Source organism: Micromonospora sp. NPDC023956 (assembly GCF_040639195.1).
Classification (GTDB): domain Bacteria; phylum Actinomycetota; class Actinomycetes; order Mycobacteriales; family Micromonosporaceae; genus Micromonospora.
This window is the reverse complement of sequence record NZ_JBEZZN010000008.1, coordinates 1-17,037: the sequence shown is the minus strand read 5'-3', so window position 1 is coordinate 17,037 and position 17,037 is coordinate 1. Positions and strand designations below refer to the sequence as shown.

Sequence of the window (17,037 nt, the reverse complement as noted above, 5' to 3'; positions counted from 1 at the left end):
CAGTCCTGTCCGCTTCACAGTGCCGGTGGGGTGAACGTGCCGACGGCCGACTCCAGCGCGGCGGCGACCCGGTACATCCGGTCGTCGGCCATGGTCGGGGCCATCACCTGAAGCCCCACCGGCAGCCCTTCGGAGAGCCCGCAGGGCACCGAGATGCCCGGCCCGCCGTAGAGGTTGGACGGGATGGTGAACAGGTCCGCCAGGTACATCTGGTACGGGTCGGACATCCGCGCGCCCATCGGGAACGCCACGAACGGGGTGGTCGGCGAGATCAGCGCGTCGACCTGCTCGAAGGCGGCGGTGAAGTCCCGGGTGATCAGCGTCCGGACCTTCTGCGCCTGCCCGTAGTAGGCGTCGTAGTAGCCGGACGACAGGGCGTACGTGCCGAGCATGATCCGGCGCTTGACCTCGGGACCGAAGCCGGCGTCCCGGGTCAGCGACATGACCTCCTCCAGCGAGCGGTTGCCGTCGTCGCCCACCCGCAGGCCGAACCGGACCCCGTCGAAGCGGGCCAGGTTGGAGGAGCACTCGCTCGGCGCGATCAGGTAGTACGCCGGCAGCGCGTAGCGGAAGTGCGGGCAGGAGACCTCGACGATCTCCGCGCCGAGCTTGGTCAGCGCCTCGACCGCGTCCCGGAAGGCGGCGAGCACGCCCGGCTCGGCCCCCTCGCCGGAGAACTCGGTGACCACGCCGAGCTTCACGCCGGTCAGGTCGCCGCTCGCGCCGAGGCGCGCGGCGGCCACCACGTCCGGCACCGGCTGTGGGATGGAGGTGGAGTCGCGCGGGTCGTGGCCGCCGATCACCGCGTGCAGCAGCGCCGCGTCGAGCACGGTACGGGCGCACGGGCCCGGGGTGTCCAACGAGGAGGAGAAGGCGACCAGGCCGTACCGGGAGGTGCCGCCGTAGGTGGGCTTCGCGCCGACGGTGCCGGTGACCGCGCCCGGCTGGCGGATCGAGCCGCCGGTGTCCGAGCCGATCGAGAGCGGAGCCTCGTACGCGGCGAGCGCGGCGGCGCTGCCGCCACCGGAGCCGCCCGGGATCCGCTCCAGGTCCCACGGGTTGCGGGTCGGGCCGTACGCGGAGTACTCGGTCGAGGAGCCCATGGCGAACTCGTCCATGTTGGTCTTGCCGAGCATCACCGTACCGGCGGCACGGAGCCGCTCGACGATGGTCGAGTCGTACGGCGGGCGCCAGCCTTCGAGGATCTTCGAGCCGACGGTGGTCGGCACACCCTTCGTGGTGAGCACGTCCTTGACCGCGACCGGCACGCCGGCCAACGGGCCCAGCTCCTCGCCGGCGGCCCGACGCTCGTCCACCGTACGGGCGGCGGCGAGCGCGCCCTCGGTGTCGACGTGCAGGAAGGCGTGGACCTGCTCGTCGACGGCGGCGATCCGGTCCAGGTGCGCCCGGGTCACCTCGACGGCGGAGGTCTCACCGCTGGCCACCAGGCCGGCCAGGTCGGCGGCGGTCATCCGGGTCAGGTCGCTCATGCCGCCGCCTCGCTCCGCTCACCGGCGCCCTGAGCGCCTGGCATACCGGTCCTGCTGATTCGCTCGCTCATGAAGCCACATCCTCGTCCAGGATCCGCGGGACGCGGAACCGCTGCTCCTCGGCGTCGGGCGCGCCCGACAGCGCCTCGGCCGGGGTCAGGCCGGGCCGGACGACGTCCTCCCGCAGGACGTTCGTCAGCGGCACCGAGTGGGAGGTCGGCGGGATGTCCACGGCGGCGACCTCGCCGACCTGGGCGACGGCCTGGAGGATCACGTCGAGCTGGCCGGCGAAGGTGTCCAACTCCTCCTCCGTGACGGCGAGCCGCGACAGGCGCGCCAGGTGCGCGACCTCCTCGCGGGAGATGGCGGCCATCGGTGCCCCCTTCGTGGTGGTGCTGCTGATTCGGGCGGTACGCCGACCGCGGGTTCGAGTGCCCGCGCGGTGACCTGAGCGAGTCTATTGGCTGGCACGTCAGCCGTGCCCCCGACTCCCCCCGCACGCCGCCCGGCGGCACCTGCGGGCCGACGCGCTGACGGGTCGCCGGACCATCCGTGCGGGTGGTTCACCGCTGCCGGTCGGGCCGTCCGTCGCCCGTCAGCCGCTCGGGCGGGAACGGCTGCCGGCGACGCCGGTCGGCCGGACCGGTCGGTGCCGGGCGAGCCACGCGGTCAGCTCGTCGGCCGGCATCGGGCGGGCGAAGAACCAGCCCTGAGCCAGGTCGCAGCCGGCCGCGTGGAGCAACCGCCAGGTCCGCTCGTCCTCCACGCCCTCGGCGACCACCCGCAGGCCGAGCGCCCCGGCCAGTTCGATCATCGAGCGGACGATCGCGGCGTCGTCGGGGTCCTCGGCCATGCCGAGGACGAACGAGCGGTCCACCTTCACCTCGGACAGCGGCAGCCGCCGCAGGTGCTGGAGGGAGGAGTAGCCGGTGCCGAAGTCGTCCAGCGCGATGGCCACCCCGATCCGGTGCAGCCGGGAGATCGTGTCGAGCACCCGTCGGGGGTCGGCCATCAACGCGCCCTCGGTGATCTCCAGTTGCAGCCGGTCCGGGCGGATCGCGTGCCGGGCGAGCAGGTCACCGATCTGGTCGGCGATCTCTCCGGTGTGCAGGTCCCGGACGCTGACGTTGAGCGCGGCCCGCAGGGTGCTGCCCGCCGCCGACCAGCGGGCCAACTGTCCCACCACGTCGTCGACCACCCGGCGGGTCAGCAGCCGCATCACCGCGCTCTGCTCGGCGACCCGGATCAGCTCCTCCGGGTCGACCATGCCCCGCCGGGGGTGCCGCCAGCGCAGCAGCGCCTCCACCCCGACCACCTCGCCGGTGGCGATCCGGACCTGGGGCTGGTAGTACATCGTGATCCCGCCCGGCTCGCCCACCTCGACCCGGACGTCGGTGCCGCCGGCCGCCCCGGACCCGACGGTCCCGACGGTCCCGGCCGGCGGCGTCCACTCCCCGGTCGGGACCGACTCGGCCGGGACCGGCTCGGGCGGAACCGACTCGGGCGGGCGCGGGGACGGGGTGTCGCCGGCCCGCCCGGCCCGGCGACGGACCGGGTCCGCGCCGGTGAGGATCTGGTTGATCAGCTCGTCGGAGTGCGGGGCGGGCCGGCCGCGCCGGCCACCCCACCGGCGTGGCCCCGGGCGGCCGGGGGTGTCGTCCCCGCCGGGCAGGGCGGCCCCGTCACCGCCCCGGGCGGCCCCGGTCGCGGTGGGCAGGGCCGGATCGGTCGTCCCGGCCTCCAGCACCCGGCGCAGGTCGGCCAGGAGACCGAGCCGCTCGGCGGAGTTGTGGTCCGACTCGGCGGCGTACACGGCGACCGTGTCGTTGCGGTGCTTGGCGTCGTACATCGCCACGTCGGCGTGGCGCATCAGGGTGGCGAAGTCCTCCCCGTGCTCGGGAAAGAGCGCGATGCCGATCGACCCACCGACGTCCAGTGGCAGCCCGTCCAGCGGCACCGGCTCGGCGAGGGCGCGGGCCACCCGGTCGGCGACCCGCCGGGCGTCGTCCACCCCGGACAGCCCGGTGGAGACGACGGCGAACTCGTCGCCGCCGAGCCGGGCCACCATGTCCCGGGAACCGAGGGCCGAGGTGAGCCGCTCGCTCACCGCCACCAGCAGCCGGTCGCCGACGGCGTGGCCGAGCGCGTCGTTGACGTTCTTGAACCGGTCCAGGTCGATCAGGAGCAGCGCGAGGTGCGCGTCGGGCACCCCCTGGGCACCCCGTTCGGCGTGCCGGCGGACCTGTTCGGCGACCTCGGTGAGCAGCGCCTTGCGGTTGGGTAGCCCGGTCAGCGGAACGAGCGCGGCGAGGTGCTCCTGGTCGGCGGAGAGCCGGGCCATCCGGTACACGGCGAAGAGCGGCACCAGCACCAGCGGGATCAGCGCCGCGCTGGCCCGCGCCGCCGCCACCAGCACCGGGGCGAGCAGCAGCAGCGAACCGGTGGCGAGCAGCTCGAAGCCGAGCCCGCGCCGCACGGTGGGCCACCACGGATCGCCGAAGCGCAGCCGTACCGCCGTGCTGACCAGGCCGTAGCTCACCACGAACCAGGCGACCGCCGCTCCGGCCAGCGCCACCGCGTCGGTCCAGTGCAGGCGGTCGTCGGCGAATGCCGAGCCGGGGCCGAGCTGGATCACCTCGTCCGCGGCGGCCAGGGCGCAGGCGTACTGGGCGGCGTTGAACACGGTCCGCCAGGCGACGTGCCCGAGCCGCCAGCCGGAGACGACCACGGCGGCGGTCTGCACCGCCACCGCCGCACCGGGCCCCCAGGCGACCAGGATCGCGAAGGTGAAGCAGATCGACGGGAAGACCGCCGAGGTGTGCCGCTGGCCGGGCGGTACGAAGGGTCGGGCGTCGCAGACGACGGCGAGGGCCGCCATGATCCAGAAGGCACCGGGCAGCGTGCCGAGGTCACCGGGGAGCGCGGCCAGCGGACCGGCGGTGAGCCCGACGGCCAGTACGACGGTGGCGCCGACGAATCCGAAGAACGGCCCCAGCCGGGCAGGCGGCACGGCGTTCCGCAGGTCGGCGGCCTCCATCGCACCTCCCGAGGTGTCCGGTCCGGATCGCACGGCCTGACCTGATGCCACGCCGTGCTCCCCATCAAACGCCTTTGGCCGGGGGTTTCACGGTAGGACAGCCACGAATCGGTCGTAGTCGTAATTAAGTTGGTATACGCGGCCAGTTGCCCGCAAGCCGTGCCGACCCGGCCCGGTCACCGGCCCCGGTTCACTCCTCGCGCCGGGCCACCTCCCGCGCCGCGTCCGGGCCGGCCTCGAGCAGCACCCGGAAGCCCGCCTCGTCGAGGACCGGCAGCTTGAGGGCGGTGGCCTTCTCCGCCTTGGAGCCGGGGTTGTCCCCCACCACCACGAAGCCGGTCTTCTTGGAGACCGATCCACTGACCTTGCCGCCCCGGGACTGGATCGCCTCGGCGGCCTGGTCCCGGGAGAACCCGGCGAGGGTGCCGGTGACCACCACGCTGATCCCCTCCAGCGGGCGCGGCCCCTCGTCCACGGCCTCCTCCGCCATCCGGACCCCGTCCGCGGCCCACTTGTCGACCACCGCGCGGTGCCAGTCGACGGTGAACCACTCGGTCAGGCTCGCCGCGATGGTCGGCCCGACCCCCTCCACCGAGGAGAGCTCCTCCTCGGTCGCCGCCCGGATCTTCTCGACCGAGCCGAAGTGGCGGGCCAGGGCCTGCGCGGCGGTGGGGCCGACGTGCCGGATCGACAGCGCCACCAGCAGCCGCCAGAGCGGCCGTTGCCGAGCCTCGTCCAGGCTGGTCAGGAAGCGGGCCGCGTTGCTACCCAGACTGCCGTCCTTGTTGACGAAGAACGGCACCCGGGCCAGCTTCTCCGCGTCCAGGGAGAACAAGTCACCCTCGTCGACGAAGACGTCCGACTCGAGCAGCGCCGCCGCGGCCTTCTCGCCCAGCACCTCGATGTCCAGCGCACGCCGGCCGGCGAGGTAGGTGAGCCGTTCCCGCAGCTGCCCGGGACAGGTCCGCGAGTTCGGGCAGCGGATGTCGACGTCACCCTCCTTCGCCGGGGCGAGCGGGGAGCCGCAGGCGGGGCAGTGGGTGGGCATGACGAAGGGACGGGCGTCCGGCGGGCGAAGCTCGACCACCGGGCCGAGCACCTCGGGGATCACGTCACCGGCCTTGCGCAGCACCACCGTGTCGCCGATCAGCACCCCCTTGCGTTCCACCTCGCGGGCGTTGTGCAGGGTCGCCAGCGCCACCGTCGAGCCGGCCACCCGGACCGGTTCGAGCACCGCGAACGGGGTGACCCGACCGGTGCGCCCGACGTCGACCTGGATGTCGAGGAGCTTGGTGTTGACCTCCTCGGGCGGGTACTTGAAGGCGATCGCCCAGCGCGGGGCGCGGCTGGTCGAGCCGAGCCGGCCCTGGATGGAAACCGGGTCGACCTTCACCACCACACCGTCGATCTCGTGCTCGACGTCGTGCCGGTGGGCGGCGTAGTGGGCGACGTACCCGGCCACACCGGCCAGGTCGGGCACCACCCGCCAGCGGTCGCTGGTCGGCAGCCCCCACGCCTTCAGCGCCGCGTACGCCTCGGACTGGGCGGTGGGCCGGAACCCCCGCCGGGCGCCGATGCCGTGCACCACCAGCCGCAGCGGCCGGGACGCGGTGATCCGTGGGTCCTTCTGCCGCAGGCTGCCCGCGGCGGCGTTGCGGGGGTTGGCGAAGGGCGCCTTGCCCTGCTCCACGAGGGAGGCGTTGAGGTCGGCGAAGGCGGCGACCGGGAAGTAGACCTCGCCCCGCACCTCCAGCAGTTCCGGGGCCGGCCCGAACTCCTCGGAGCGGGTCAGCTCGGCCGGCACGCCCCGGATGCTGCGGACGTTGGCGGTGACGTCCTCGCCGGTGCGGCCGTCTCCCCGGGTCGCGGCCCGGACCAGCCGGCCCCGCTCGTAGGTGAGGTTGATCGCGAGCCCGTCGACCTTCAGCTCGCAGAGGTACGGCACCTCACCACCCGCGTCACGGACCACCCGCTCGGCCCAGGCGGCGAGTTCCTCGTCGGCGAAGGCGTTGTCCAGCGAGAGCATCCGCTCGGCGTGGGTCACCGGGGCGAAGTCGGTGGAGAAGGTGCCGCCGACCCGCTGGGTGGGTGAGTCCGGGGTGCGCAGCGCCGGGTACTCCGCCTCCAGCGCCTCCAGCTCGCGCAGCAGCGTGTCGAACTCGGCGTCGCTGACGGTCGGGGCGTCCAGCACGTAGTAGCGGTACTGGTGGTCGGTCAGCTCCTGGCTGAGGGTGGCGTGTCGGTCCCTGACCCCGGCCGGCGGCTCCGCTCCGGCTGCCGCTGCCTGCTCCGGGCTGATGTGCTGCGGGATGGCTTCCTCGGACACCGTGCGACCCTCCACGCCCTGAGGTCGCGGACACCCCGCGAGCTCGCTGATCACGCTACCCCGGCACCGTATCGGGCGGGTGGGACAATCGACCGGTCGCCCGGCGCGGGGTCGGGTGTGGGGAGACGGGGGACGCATGCCGGAGTGGCTGCCCTGGGCCGCGGCGGTGCTGCTGGCGGTCGCCGCCGGCTGGGCGTGGAGCAGCTGGCGGGACCGGCCGGCGCCACCGTCGCGTCCGGCGGGACGGAACCGGCCGCCGCGCCGGACCGACCGACCGACCCGGCCGCCGCGCCCGCGCGACCGCCGTGCCACGACCCGTACGCCCCGACCCGGCGAGATCTGGTGGGCGGAGGTGCCGTACGCCGACGGCACCGGGTCGAAGGTGCGGCCCTGCCTGGTCCTGCGCGCCGACCGGCGGGGCGCGGACGTGCTCAAGATCACCAGTCAGGACAAGAGCGACCGCGACGACCACGTCCGCATCCCGACCCGCGGCTGGGACGCCGACGCCGACCACGACAGCTTCGTCGACCTCGGTACGACGATCCGGGTCGACGCCGACGCCTTCGGCAACCGCGCCGGCACCTGCGATCCCGCCCTCTGGCGCCGCCTCCAGTCCCACCCCTGAGGCGGCGGGACGAGGCCCCGGCCGCTCCGGCGGGGCTCTCGGGTCGCCATCCGCAGCACCCGGTCCACCACCACCGCGCCCCGGCACCAGTGTCGCTATTTCTGTTATGCCAATTGACACAACACTTCCCGGACCCCTACGGTTCCCGACATGGACGAGGCGAGACGTTCCGGACGGCCCCGCAAGACGCCCGGTCAGCTGGCCCGGTGGACTCCACCGGAGGGCTGGTCGCGGCTTGTCGCCTGGATCTCGCCGGAGGAGAAGAAGGCGCTCAAGCACGTCGCCGTCGAGGCCGACGTCGCCGTGGCCGATCTGGTCCGTGCGCTGGCCAGCGGCCTGGCCGGCGGGCTGATCACCGCCGAGGAGCTGATCGGGCACGTCAGGAAGGGAATGCAGGTCATGGAGAAGATTCCCACCTTGTTCGAACGTGACGACCACTTCCAGGTCGTCGACCGCCCGCGGCCCGAGTGCGCCTGGGTGTTCGACGGCGAGGGGACTCCCACCGAGAAGCTCGACGGCACCAACGTACGGCTCACCGTCCGCTCCGGACAGCTCGTGCGGGTGGAGAAGCGACGCAACCCCAGCAGGGCGCAGAAGCAGCAGGGCATCATCGACGGGTGGTACGTGGACACCGACGACCACGGCCCGGAGGACAAGTGGATCCTGGTCGCCGCCCGCAACACCGACGTGTCGGGCTGGCCCGACGGCGAGCACCCCTGCGAGACGCTCGGCCCCCGGGTCCAGGGCAACCCGCTGGGCCTGGAAGAGCACACCTGTGTGCCGTTCAACCTGCACGCGCCCGCCCTGCCGGACGCGCCGCGCAGCTACACCGGGCTACGGGAGTACCTGGCCGGGCTGGAGAGCCGGTTCGCCCCCGGTCACCTGGCCGAGGGCATCGTGTTCCACCACCCGGACGGCCGCCGCGCCAAGATCAAGCGTAGGGACTTCCCCCGCAGCGCGTGACCTCGTCCCGCCCTGCCGTGGGACGCCCCGCCCCGTGCCGCCGCGCCGACACCGCCATCCGGCCGGCGCGCTGGGCGGGGCGGGGACGGGGTGGGAGGGTCAGTCGAGCGGGGCGGAGAGGGTGCGGAGCTGGTCGGCGTACTCGATGCGGGCGGCCCAGTCGGCGGGCCAGGCGGCCATGCCGTAGGCGGCACCGACGAACGCGCCGGCCAGCGCGGCGATCGAGTCCGAGTCGCCGGCGGTGGTCGCCCCCCGGGCCAGTGCGCCGACCGGGTCGTCGGCGTGCCTGACGGCGCAGAGCAGGGCGGTGGCCAGCGCCTCCTCGGCCACCCAGCCCTCTCCGGTCGCCCGGCACGGGTCACCACCGTCGTCGGGGCGGGCCAGCGCCGCGGTCAGCCGCGCGAGCACCTCCAGGCACTCGTCCCAGCCCCGGGCGATGAAGTCGGCCGGGTCGGTCACGCCCGGCTGCTGCCAGAGGTCGCCCAGCCACTCGTGCCGGTAGACCCGGCGATGCCGGCGGGCGTGCCCGACGAGCACGTCGGGCAGGTCGGGCAGGGTCGCCCCGTCGCGCAGTGCCCGGACCGCGTACGCGGTCAACTCGCTGGCGGCCAGGCCGGTCGGATGCCCGTGGGTCAGCCCGGCCTGGAGCTGGGACAACCCGGCGAGGGTGTCCAGGTCGACGTCGAGCAGGCCGACCGGGGTGACCCGCATGTTCGCCCCGCAGCCCTTCGAGCCGGCCTGGGTCGCCTCCTGCCAGCGCACCCCCCGGGCCAGTTCGGCGCAGGCCCGGAGGCAGGTCATGCCGGGAGCCCGGTTGTTCTCCGGGCTGACCGACCAGTCGACGAAGCGTCGCCGCAGCAGCGGCTCGACCGCCTCCGGGGTCAGCGTCGGGGTCTCCCGCAGCGCCCAGGCGACCGCCAGGGCCATCTGGGTGTCGTCGGTGACCAGTGCCGGATCACCGGTCAGGGCCCGGGGACCGCCCGGACCGTACCGGCGGACGATCTCGTCGACGGTCAGGAACTCGGTCGGCGCGCCCAGGGCGTCGCCGTACGCGAGACCGAAGAACGAACCGGAGGCACGCCGCACCGAAGACTCGATCATGGCCCCCATCCTGCCCCGTCACCGCAACCACGCACACCTGCGCCCAGCCGTCGCCGGTGCGGGTGGGCGCGCGCCCGGGTGGTGGCCGGGCCCTCCGGCTACCGCTTCCTGCGCGGCAGGGGACCCCGGCAACCACGTCTCACTCGAAGACCAGGCAGAACGGGTGACCGGCCGGATCGGCGTAGACGCGGAAGTCGTCGCCCTCCCCGGGCAGCCGTCGCGCCCCGAGCGCGAGCACCCGCTGCTCGGCCGCGTCCACATCGTCCACCTGCACGTCCAGGTGGAACTGCTGAGGGCGTTCCGGATCGGGCCAGTTCGGCGCGCGCAGGTCGGGGGCCGCCTGGAAGGCGATCCGGGGGTACTGCCCGCGCGGGCCGCCGAGCACCACCCAGTCGTCGTCGGTGTCGTCCTCGGCGATCGACAGGCCGAGCAGTTCGGCGTAGAAACCGGCCAGGGCACGCGGGTCGGGGCAGTCGATCACCACGGAGCGGAGCTGTCCAATCATGACGCCATCGTGCCCGCCCGGTACGACGGAGAAACCGGCTCCCGGCAGCCGCGACCGGATGTGCCGTCCGCAGCCCGCCGATCGGACACGTGCTCCTCGGCCAACCGCGCACGGATGCCTGTTCCTCGGCGGGCCGCCGATCGGACGCCTACTCTTCCGCCATCCGCCGGCCGGCGTCGCGACAGGCGGTGAGCACCTCGCGCACGTACCGGGGATCCGCTCCGGCCAGGCCGCAGGTCGGCGTGACCACCACCTGCTCGGGCAGCCGGGCACGGGGGAAGCCGAGCCGGTCCCAGAGCTGGCGTACCCGGTCGGCGACCTGGGCGGAGGTCGGCGCGCGACCGTCCGGCGGTGGCAGCGCCGGGGCGGCCCCGGCCAGCAACCCCAGCCCGGCGTCGATCGCCTCGCCGAGCGGGTCGAGGTCGGTGACCTGGGTGAGATCCAGCGCGACGGCGACCGCGCCGGCGTTCCGGACCAGCTCCAGCGGCACGCCCGGGGCGCAGCAGTGCACGACGGTGGGCACCCCGGCCGCCTCGACGACCGTGCGCAGCGCGGTACGGGCGACCTCCTCCTCCATCGCCCGGTAGGCGCCGAGCCCGCTCTCGGTGCGGATCCGCCCGGCCAGCACCGCCGGCAACGACGGCTCGTCCAGTTGGAGCAGCACCGAGGCCCGGGGTACCCGGCGGGCGATCGCCCGGACGTGCCCGCGCACCCCTTCGGCGAGCGAGCCGGTCAGGTCCCGAACCGCGCCCGGATCACGCAGCATGCGTCCGCCGATCGGCAGTTCCAGCTCGGCGGCCAGGGTGAGCGGACCGGCCACCTGCACCTTGATCGTTCCGGCGTACTCCTCGGCCTGCTCGGCCAGCTGGTCGAGGTCCCGCTCCATCAGGTCGCGGGCGCGCCGCACGTCCCGACCGGGGCGCGGGGCGATCCGCCAGCGGCCCGCGTACAGCTCGACCGGCAGTTCGACCAGGAGCCCGGCACTGCGGCCGACCAGATCCGCGCCGGGGCCCCGCGCCGGCAGTTCGGGCAGGTGGGGCAGGTCCGGAAGTTCGCCGAGCACGACGCGTTGCGCCTCGGCGACGTCAGCACCGGGTAGGGAGCCGATGCCGGTCGCCGCGCCACGCGGCCAGGGCCAGACCTGATCAGTCACGGTCGACAGGGTAACCAATCGTCACCCCGGCCGCCGGTCGGCGGGCCCGCTCCACCCCGACCGACTGGGTGACTCAGCCGGTGATGGTCGCGGAGCCGAGCACCACGTCGCCGGCCGGGTCGGGGCGGTACGCCACGATCGCCTGACCGGCGGCGACCCCGCGCACCGGGCGACGCAGCGCGGCACGCAGGCCGTGGGCGTCGACGGTGATCGTGGCCGGCACCACGTCACCGTGGGCGCGCAGCTGCACCTCGCACTCGACCGGGTGGTCGGGACGGGGCCCGCCGGTCCAGACCGGACGCGCGGCGCCGACCTCGGTGACCTCCAGGGCTTCGACCGGCCCGACGGTGACCGTGTTGGTCGTCGGGGTGATGGAGAGCACGTACCGGGGGCGGCCGTCCGGGGCGGGACGGTCCAGGTGCAGCCCCCGCCGCTGCCCCACCGTGTAGGCGTACGCACCGGTGTGGCTGCCGACCACCGCGCCGGTCGACGCGTCGACCACGTCGCCGGGGGTCTCGCCCAGCCGACCGGCGAGGAAACCCCGGGTGTCGCCGTCGGCGATGAAGCAGATGTCGTGCGAGTCGGGCTTGTCGGCGACGGCCAGCCCGCGCCGGGCCGCCTCCACCCGCACCTGCGCCTTGGTGGAGTCGCCGAGCGGGAACATCGACCGGTCGAGCTGCGCGCGGGTGAGCACGGCCAGCACGTACGACTGGTCCTTGGCGACGTCGACGCTGCGACGCAGCAGCCCGTCGGCGCCGAGCCGGGCGTGGTGGCCGGTGACCACGGCGTCGAACCCGAGGGCCACCGCCCGGTCCAGCACCGCGGCAAACTTGATCTTCTCGTTGCAGCGCAGGCACGGGTTCGGGGTACGCCCGGCCGCGTACTCGGCGACGAAGTCGTCGACCACGTCGGCGTGGAACCGGTCGGCCATGTCCCAGACGTAGAACGGGATGCCGAGCACGTCGGCGGCACGACGGGCGTCCCGGGAGTCCTCCAGGGTGCAGCAGCCGCGCGCCCCGGTCCGGTAGGTCTGCGGGTTGCGGGCCAGCGCCAGGTGCACGCCGGTGACGTCGTGTCCCGCCTCCACCGCCCGCGCGGCGGCGACCGCCGAGTCGACCCCGCCGGACATCGCTGCCAAGACCCTCACCGACGTACCCCCTTCACCCGTCGAGGGTAGCCCCTGCCGGCGGAGCCCCTCACGCTCCCGGCGGCCGGCCGCGCCAGCCCCGACCGGCCGCGCCAGCCCCGACCGGGCGCGTCGACCCCGACCGGGCGCGTCGACCCCGACCGGGCGCGTCAGCCGCGGGCGGAGCGGATGGCGCCGGCCCGGCGGGCCCGTTCCACGGCGGCGGGGAGCGCGGCGATCAGGGCGTCCACGTCGGCCGCGGTGGAGGTGTGCCCGAGCGAGAAGCGCAGCGACGACCGGGCCCGGTCGTTGTCGGCCCCCATCGCGAGCAGCACGTGCGAGGGCTGGGCGACCCCGGCCGAGCAGGCCGACCCGGTCGAGCAGGCGATGCCCTGGGCGTCCAGGAGAAGCAGCAGCGCGTCCCCCTCGCAGCCGGGGAAGGAGAAGTGCGCGTTCCCCGGGAGCCGGTCGGTCGGGTCACCGTTGTACACCACCTCGGGCACCGCCCGCCGGACCCGCTCCACCAGGTCGTCGCGGAGGGTGGCGACCCGCGCGGCGTACGCCTGCTGGTTCTTGACCGCGCTCTCGACCGCGACGGCGAAGGCGGCGATTCCGGCGGTGTCGAGGGTGCCGGAACGGACGTCGCGCTCCTGGCCACCGCCGTGCAGCAGCGGGGTGGCCCGGACGTCCCGGCCGAGCAGCAGCGCGCCCACCCCGGTCGGCCCGCCGAGCTTGTGCCCGGTGACGGTCAGCGCGGCGACGCCACTGGCGGCGAAGTCGACGGGCACCTGCCCGACCGCCTGCACCGCGTCGGTGTGGAACGGTACGCCGTACTCGGCGGCGACCTGGGCCAGCTCGGTGACGGGCTGGACGGTGCCGACCTCGTTGTTGGCCCACATCGCCGTCACCACGGCCACCCGGTCGCCGTGCGCGGCCAGTTCGGCGCGGAGGACCTCCGGGCTGAGCCGGCCCGCCTCGTCCACCGCCAGCCAGCCCACCTGCGCACCCTCGTGGCCGCGGAGCCAGTCCACCGCGTCGAGCACGGCGTGGTGCTCGACCGCGCTGGACACGACCCGGTCCCGTCCGGCCTCCCGCCGGGACCAGAAGATCCCCTTGACCGCGAGGTTGTCGCTCTCGGTGCCTCCGCCGGTGAAGATCACTTCGGACGGACGCGCGCCCAGGGCGGCGGCCACCCGCTCCCGGGACTCCTCCACCCGACGCCGGGCACGCCGCCCCGCCGCGTGCAGTGACGACGGGTTGCCGACCTCGCGAGCGGTGGCGGTGTACGCCTCGAGTGCCTCGCCGAGCATCGGGGTCGTCGCCGCGTGATCCAGGTATGCCATCGTGGTTCAGCCTATCCGCCACCGGCGTCCCCACCCCGCCCGGAGGGAGGTGCGGACCGGTCAGCCGGGTACGGCGGTGACCACGATGTTGTCACGGTAGCGGCGGGCCGCCGCGTCGAACGGGCCACCACAGGTGATCAGGGTGAGCCGCGCCGCGCCGTCGCGGGCGAAGTAGCGGTCCAGCGGAATCCTCGTCTTGTCGTACTTCTCGCGGGCCACCACCCGGTACTCCCGGTCCCGGCCGTCGCGGCCGGTGACCGTGAGGGTGTCGCCCCGGTCCAGTTCCCGGAGCCGGTAGAACGCCCCCCGGCCCTGGGTGGCGCTGTCCACGTGCCCGGCGACGACGACCGAACCGCGTTCGGCCTCCAGGCCGGGGCCGTACCGGTACCAACCGATCCGGTCGACGCTGGGTGGCACGTCGAACTCGCCGGTCCGCGCGTCGACGCCGACCTCCTCGACCGTGGCGGTCAGGTCGATCGCCGGGATCCGCAGCCGGGCCGGCGGCACGGTGCCGGTCGTGGTGGGCAGGTTCCCGGTGGTCACCGGGACACGGCTGCCCGTCGGGCCGGTGGCCGTCACGGACGGGGCCCCGGTGGCGGCGGCGAGGCGTTCGGCGTCCGCACTGCCCACCCCCTCCGGCTGCGCGCCGCAGGCCACCACGGCCGCGACGGTGAGCGCGGCAGCGCCGGCGGCCATCGCCGCCAGCGCGCCGCGGTTGCGCACCGTCACCGGCGACCGGCCCGGACGGTCGCCACCCGCGCCCCGCCGCCGAGCAGCAGCAGCACACCGGCGCCGGCGAGCACGTACCACCAGCTCTGCGGACCGGTGTCGGCGAGTCCACCGTCACCGCTGGGCACGCCGCTCGGGGCGGAGTGCAGCCCCTTGATGGTCTGGGAGACCAGTTTCAGGCTCTTCCCCTCGGCCGAGCCGATCGCGTAGACGATCGTGGCGGTGCCCTCGGCGAGGTTCACCTTCGCCGGGCCGATCGCCACCGTCGACGTGCCGGCGAGGACCACGTCCGCCGAGACGCTGCCGGCGTCCACGTCGGCCTTGGCCTCCTTCGGGTTGGTGAGGTCCTCGAAGACCGGGGTGCCCCCGGCCCGGACGTCCACCGCCGGGGCGGCGGCGGTGTGCCGGACGATCAGCCGGGCCTTGCCCGCGCCGACCTTGGCGGTGTCGTTGACGAACGGCGTGATGGTGGGCTTGCCTCCCGCGTCGAGGTGCGCGGCGAGGCTGATGTTCGCCCCGCCCGGCACCTGCGCGTCGTCGACAGTGAGGATCGCGCTGCCGACCGGCTGGCCCGGCTTGGTCAGGGCGAGGTCGTACCGCCCCTGCTCGAGGTCGAGCGGGCCGGCGACGTCGCCGGGCTGGAAGTTGTCCAACGTCTTCTTCCCGTTGACGTAGACGTCGACCGGGGTGTCCGGGATGCCGTGCACCACGGAGACCTTCGACGTGGCGGCGTACGCGGGAGACGCGGTGACGGCGCCGATGCCGGCGAAGGCCGCCACGGCCACCGCGGTGCCCGCGGTGACCCGGCGGAAGGTCGAGACCTGCATGGGTGGTTCCTCCTGGTGGCTGGTGCCGCTCGCACTGCTGGGGAAGGTGCCGATACGCCGGGCCCGGCTGGCAGAACGGGTTACGGCGGCCTTGCCCCGGCCGGATGCGGGTCCGGGAACTTTTTCTTTTTCCGTCCCGAGCGCATCCGGGCGGCCCGGTCGCGACGAACGACCCTGGTGACGGTGTGGCGCGGCGACCGAGCGGACGGGAGTGCGATGGCTGCGGAAGCTACAGTCGGGCATGCCCCAGTTGAGGCGAGTCGCCTGGTGACAGCGGAGACGCGCGAGACCGTCCCGGTGGAGGACGACCTGGCCGAGCGGTTCCGCGCCGGGGACGAGGCGGCCCTGCGGGAGGCGTACGACCGGTACGGCCGGGCGGTCTTCCACCTGGCGACCAGCACGCTGGTCAACCGGACCGACGCCGAGGACGTCACCCAGGCCGTGTTCGTCGCGGCCTGGCTGGGGCGGCAGACCTTCGACCCGGCGCGGGGTTCCCTGGTCGGCTGGTTGCTCGGGATCACCCGCCGCAAGGTGGTGGACCGGCTGCGGGTGGTCGCCCGGGAGTCCCGGGCGGTCGAGACCGTGCGACAGTTGCCGGAACCGGAGCCGACCGGGCCGGACCCGGACCGCGTCGCCGACCGGCTGCTGGTCGCCGACGAGCTGGCCCGACTCCCCGCCGACCAGCGCCGCATGCTCGAACTGGCGTTCTTCGACGACCTGACCCACCAGCAGATAGCGACGGTGACCGGAGTGCCGCTCGGCACGGTCAAGAGCCACATCCGACGGGGCATGGCGAGCCTCAAGCGCAGATGGGAGGTGGACGGTGCAGCACCTGGCGCACGACCGGCTGGTCTTCCTGGCCCTCGGTGAGAGCGAGGCGGACACCGGCGAGAACCACCACCTCGACGGCTGCGTGCACTGCCGGGACGAGCTGGCCACCCTGCGGCACGTCGCCGGTCTCGGCACGGAGACACAGACCCTGCGGAACCTGCCCGAGCCGCCCGCGCACGTGTGGGACGCCATCGCCGCCGAGGTCGCCGCGACGCGGTCGCTCCCGTCGCTGCCGGAAGCCCGCCGGCAGCGGCAGTCGGCGGAGAACGCGGCCGGGCCGGCCGCCCGGCCGGGGCGTCGCGGGGTCTCCCGCTGGCTGCTCGGGGCGGTGACCGCCACCGCCGCCGCGCTGCTCGGCGTGGTCGGCACCCTGGCCGTGGTACGCCCCGACGCCCCGGAACCAGCACCGCAGGTGCTGGTCAGCGGCTCGTTGGCCGCGTACGGGGCGACGCCGCCGCAGGCCGCCGGGAACGCCCGGGTCTTCGCCGACGGGCGACTCCACCTGCACGTGACGAACCTGCCCGAGGTGCCCGGCTACTACCAGGTCTGGCTGATCGACCCCCGGACCATGGAGATGCTCTCGGTGGGAGTCCTCGGCGGCGGAGCGGACGCGCTGCTACCGTTGCCCCCTGGCGTCGACCTCGACCGCTACTCCGTGGTCGACGTCTCCGCCGAGCAGTACGACAACAACACCGCCCACTCCGGCGACAGTCTGCTGAGGGGCGCCCTGACGGGCTGATCGGCGGGCCGGCTCAGCTCCCCGGCCCGCCGATCAGCTCCCGTACGACACACCGGCCACGGAACCTGTCAGGTTCCGTGGCCGGAGCGGGTGACGGTGGAACTCACTTACGCTTGCGGATCTCCTCGGCGGCCTGCGGGACGATCTTGAACAGATCGCCGACCACGCCGAAATCGGCCAGCTCGAAGATCGGCGCCTCGCCGTCCTTGTTCACCGCGACGATGGTCTTCGAGGTCTGCATA

General features: G+C 74.3%; 15 protein-coding genes and 1 pseudogene. 4 read left to right on the top strand and 12 right to left on the bottom strand.

Features of this window, described 5'->3' with window-relative positions; genetic code table 11:
• Positions 1-14 precede the first annotated feature (14 nt).
• From gatA to ligA, 4 genes are all read right to left on the bottom strand, one after another.
• The gene (gene gatA / locus AB0F58_RS17000; protein WP_357143330.1) at positions 15-1,490 is read right to left on the bottom strand and encodes an Asp-tRNA(Asn)/Glu-tRNA(Gln) amidotransferase subunit GatA; all 1,476 of its coding nucleotides are present in this window, start codon (positions 1,488-1,490) and stop codon (positions 15-17) included.
• A gap of 67 nt (positions 1,491-1,557) precedes the next feature.
• A complete protein-coding gene (gene gatC / locus AB0F58_RS16995) occupies positions 1,558-1,863 on the bottom strand; it encodes an Asp-tRNA(Asn)/Glu-tRNA(Gln) amidotransferase subunit GatC (RefSeq protein WP_357143328.1) in 306 nt (101 codons plus the stop codon).
• 222 nt (positions 1,864-2,085) lie between these two features.
• Positions 2,086-4,527, bottom strand: a complete 2,442-nt coding sequence (locus tag AB0F58_RS16990; RefSeq protein WP_357143326.1) for a bifunctional diguanylate cyclase/phosphodiesterase — start codon at positions 4,525-4,527, stop codon at positions 2,086-2,088.
• Between the two features lie 190 nt (positions 4,528-4,717).
• Positions 4,718-6,853: an NAD-dependent DNA ligase LigA gene (gene ligA, locus AB0F58_RS16985; protein WP_357143324.1), complete on the bottom strand. Its 2,136-nt coding sequence runs from the start codon at positions 6,851-6,853 to the stop codon at positions 4,718-4,720.
• Between the two features lie 136 nt (positions 6,854-6,989).
• Between ligA and AB0F58_RS16980 the strand changes: the two genes are divergently transcribed.
• Together AB0F58_RS16980 and AB0F58_RS16975 are read left to right on the top strand one after the other, a co-directional pair.
• The gene (locus tag AB0F58_RS16980) at positions 6,990-7,478 is read left to right on the top strand and encodes a type II toxin-antitoxin system PemK/MazF family toxin (RefSeq protein WP_357143322.1); all 489 of its coding nucleotides are present in this window, start codon (positions 6,990-6,992) and stop codon (positions 7,476-7,478) included.
• Between the two features lie 150 nt (positions 7,479-7,628).
• On the top strand, positions 7,629-8,441 hold the full coding sequence (locus tag AB0F58_RS16975) for a hypothetical protein (protein ID WP_357143320.1): 813 nt from the start codon (positions 7,629-7,631) through the stop codon (positions 8,439-8,441).
• Between the two features lie 99 nt (positions 8,442-8,540).
• Here AB0F58_RS16975 and AB0F58_RS16970 read toward each other — a convergent pair whose 3' ends face one another.
• The 7 genes from AB0F58_RS16970 to AB0F58_RS16940 form a co-directional block, all read right to left on the bottom strand.
• The gene (locus AB0F58_RS16970; protein ID WP_357143318.1) at positions 8,541-9,542 is read right to left on the bottom strand and encodes an ADP-ribosylglycohydrolase family protein; all 1,002 of its coding nucleotides are present in this window, start codon (positions 9,540-9,542) and stop codon (positions 8,541-8,543) included.
• A gap of 139 nt (positions 9,543-9,681) precedes the next feature.
• The gene (locus AB0F58_RS16965; RefSeq protein ID WP_357143316.1) at positions 9,682-10,047 is read right to left on the bottom strand and encodes a VOC family protein; all 366 of its coding nucleotides are present in this window, start codon (positions 10,045-10,047) and stop codon (positions 9,682-9,684) included.
• 148 nt (positions 10,048-10,195) lie between these two features.
• Positions 10,196-11,200: a methionine synthase gene (locus AB0F58_RS16960; RefSeq protein ID WP_357143314.1), complete on the bottom strand. Its 1,005-nt coding sequence runs from the start codon at positions 11,198-11,200 to the stop codon at positions 10,196-10,198.
• 73 nt (positions 11,201-11,273) lie between these two features.
• Positions 11,274-12,347, bottom strand: coding sequence for a tRNA 2-thiouridine(34) synthase MnmA (mnmA, locus tag AB0F58_RS16955; RefSeq protein ID WP_357143312.1), 1,074 nt, complete (start codon positions 12,345-12,347; stop codon positions 11,274-11,276).
• A 149-nt stretch (positions 12,348-12,496) separates the two neighbouring features.
• Positions 12,497-13,669 (bottom strand): cysteine desulfurase family protein, encoded by a 1,173-nt coding sequence (locus tag AB0F58_RS16950; protein ID WP_357143310.1) that lies wholly within the window; start codon positions 13,667-13,669, stop codon positions 12,497-12,499.
• Between the two features lie 60 nt (positions 13,670-13,729).
• Positions 13,730-14,398, bottom strand: a complete 669-nt coding sequence (locus AB0F58_RS16945; protein ID WP_357143308.1) for a class F sortase — start codon at positions 14,396-14,398, stop codon at positions 13,730-13,732.
• On the bottom strand, positions 14,395-15,225 hold the full coding sequence (locus AB0F58_RS16940) for a DUF4397 domain-containing protein (protein ID WP_357143306.1): 831 nt from the start codon (positions 15,223-15,225) through the stop codon (positions 14,395-14,397). Before AB0F58_RS16940 ends, AB0F58_RS16945 begins: the two co-directional genes overlap by 4 nt.
• A 267-nt stretch (positions 15,226-15,492) precedes the next feature.
• Here AB0F58_RS16940 and AB0F58_RS16935 point away from each other — a divergent pair, with 267 nt between their 5' ends.
• Positions 15,493-16,095: a sigma-70 family RNA polymerase sigma factor gene (locus AB0F58_RS16935; protein WP_357143304.1), complete on the top strand. Its 603-nt coding sequence runs from the start codon at positions 15,493-15,495 to the stop codon at positions 16,093-16,095.
• Positions 16,049-16,795 carry an anti-sigma factor gene (locus tag AB0F58_RS16930; RefSeq protein ID WP_357143302.1) on the top strand — a complete coding sequence of 249 codons (747 nt, stop codon included), beginning with the start codon at positions 16,049-16,051 and terminating at the stop codon, positions 16,793-16,795. The genes AB0F58_RS16935 and AB0F58_RS16930 overlap by 47 nt, the downstream gene beginning before the upstream one ends.
• Positions 16,796-16,898: 103 nt before the next feature.
• Here the strand turns inward: AB0F58_RS16930 and AB0F58_RS16925 are convergent.
• Positions 16,899-17,037, bottom strand: a pseudogene (locus AB0F58_RS16925) (electron transfer flavoprotein subunit alpha/FixB family protein); the annotation flags it as partial.

Bases quoted from the DNA above. Each gene is read 5' to 3' on its own strand.
- AB0F58_RS16950 (WP_357143310.1), bottom strand. From the start codon at position 13,669: ATGGCATACCTGGATCACGCGGCGACGACCCCGATGCTCGGCGAGGCA.
- AB0F58_RS16975 (WP_357143320.1), top strand. From the start codon at position 7,629: ATGGACGAGGCGAGACGTTCCGGACGGCCCCGCAAGACGCCCGGTCAG.
- gatA (WP_357143330.1), bottom strand. From the start codon at position 1,490: ATGAGCGACCTGACCCGGATGACCGCCGCCGACCTGGCCGGCCTGGTG.
- AB0F58_RS16965 (WP_357143316.1), bottom strand. From the start codon at position 10,047: ATGATTGGACAGCTCCGCTCCGTGGTGATCGACTGCCCCGACCCGCGT.
- AB0F58_RS16990 (WP_357143326.1), bottom strand. From the start codon at position 4,527: ATGGAGGCCGCCGACCTGCGGAACGCCGTGCCGCCTGCCCGGCTGGGG.
- AB0F58_RS16940 (WP_357143306.1), bottom strand. From the start codon at position 15,225: ATGCAGGTCTCGACCTTCCGCCGGGTCACCGCGGGCACCGCGGTGGCC.
- gatC (WP_357143328.1), bottom strand. From the start codon at position 1,863: ATGGCCGCCATCTCCCGCGAGGAGGTCGCGCACCTGGCGCGCCTGTCG.
- AB0F58_RS16970 (WP_357143318.1), bottom strand. From the start codon at position 9,542: ATGATCGAGTCTTCGGTGCGGCGTGCCTCCGGTTCGTTCTTCGGTCTC.
- AB0F58_RS16980 (WP_357143322.1), top strand. From the start codon at position 6,990: ATGCCGGAGTGGCTGCCCTGGGCCGCGGCGGTGCTGCTGGCGGTCGCC.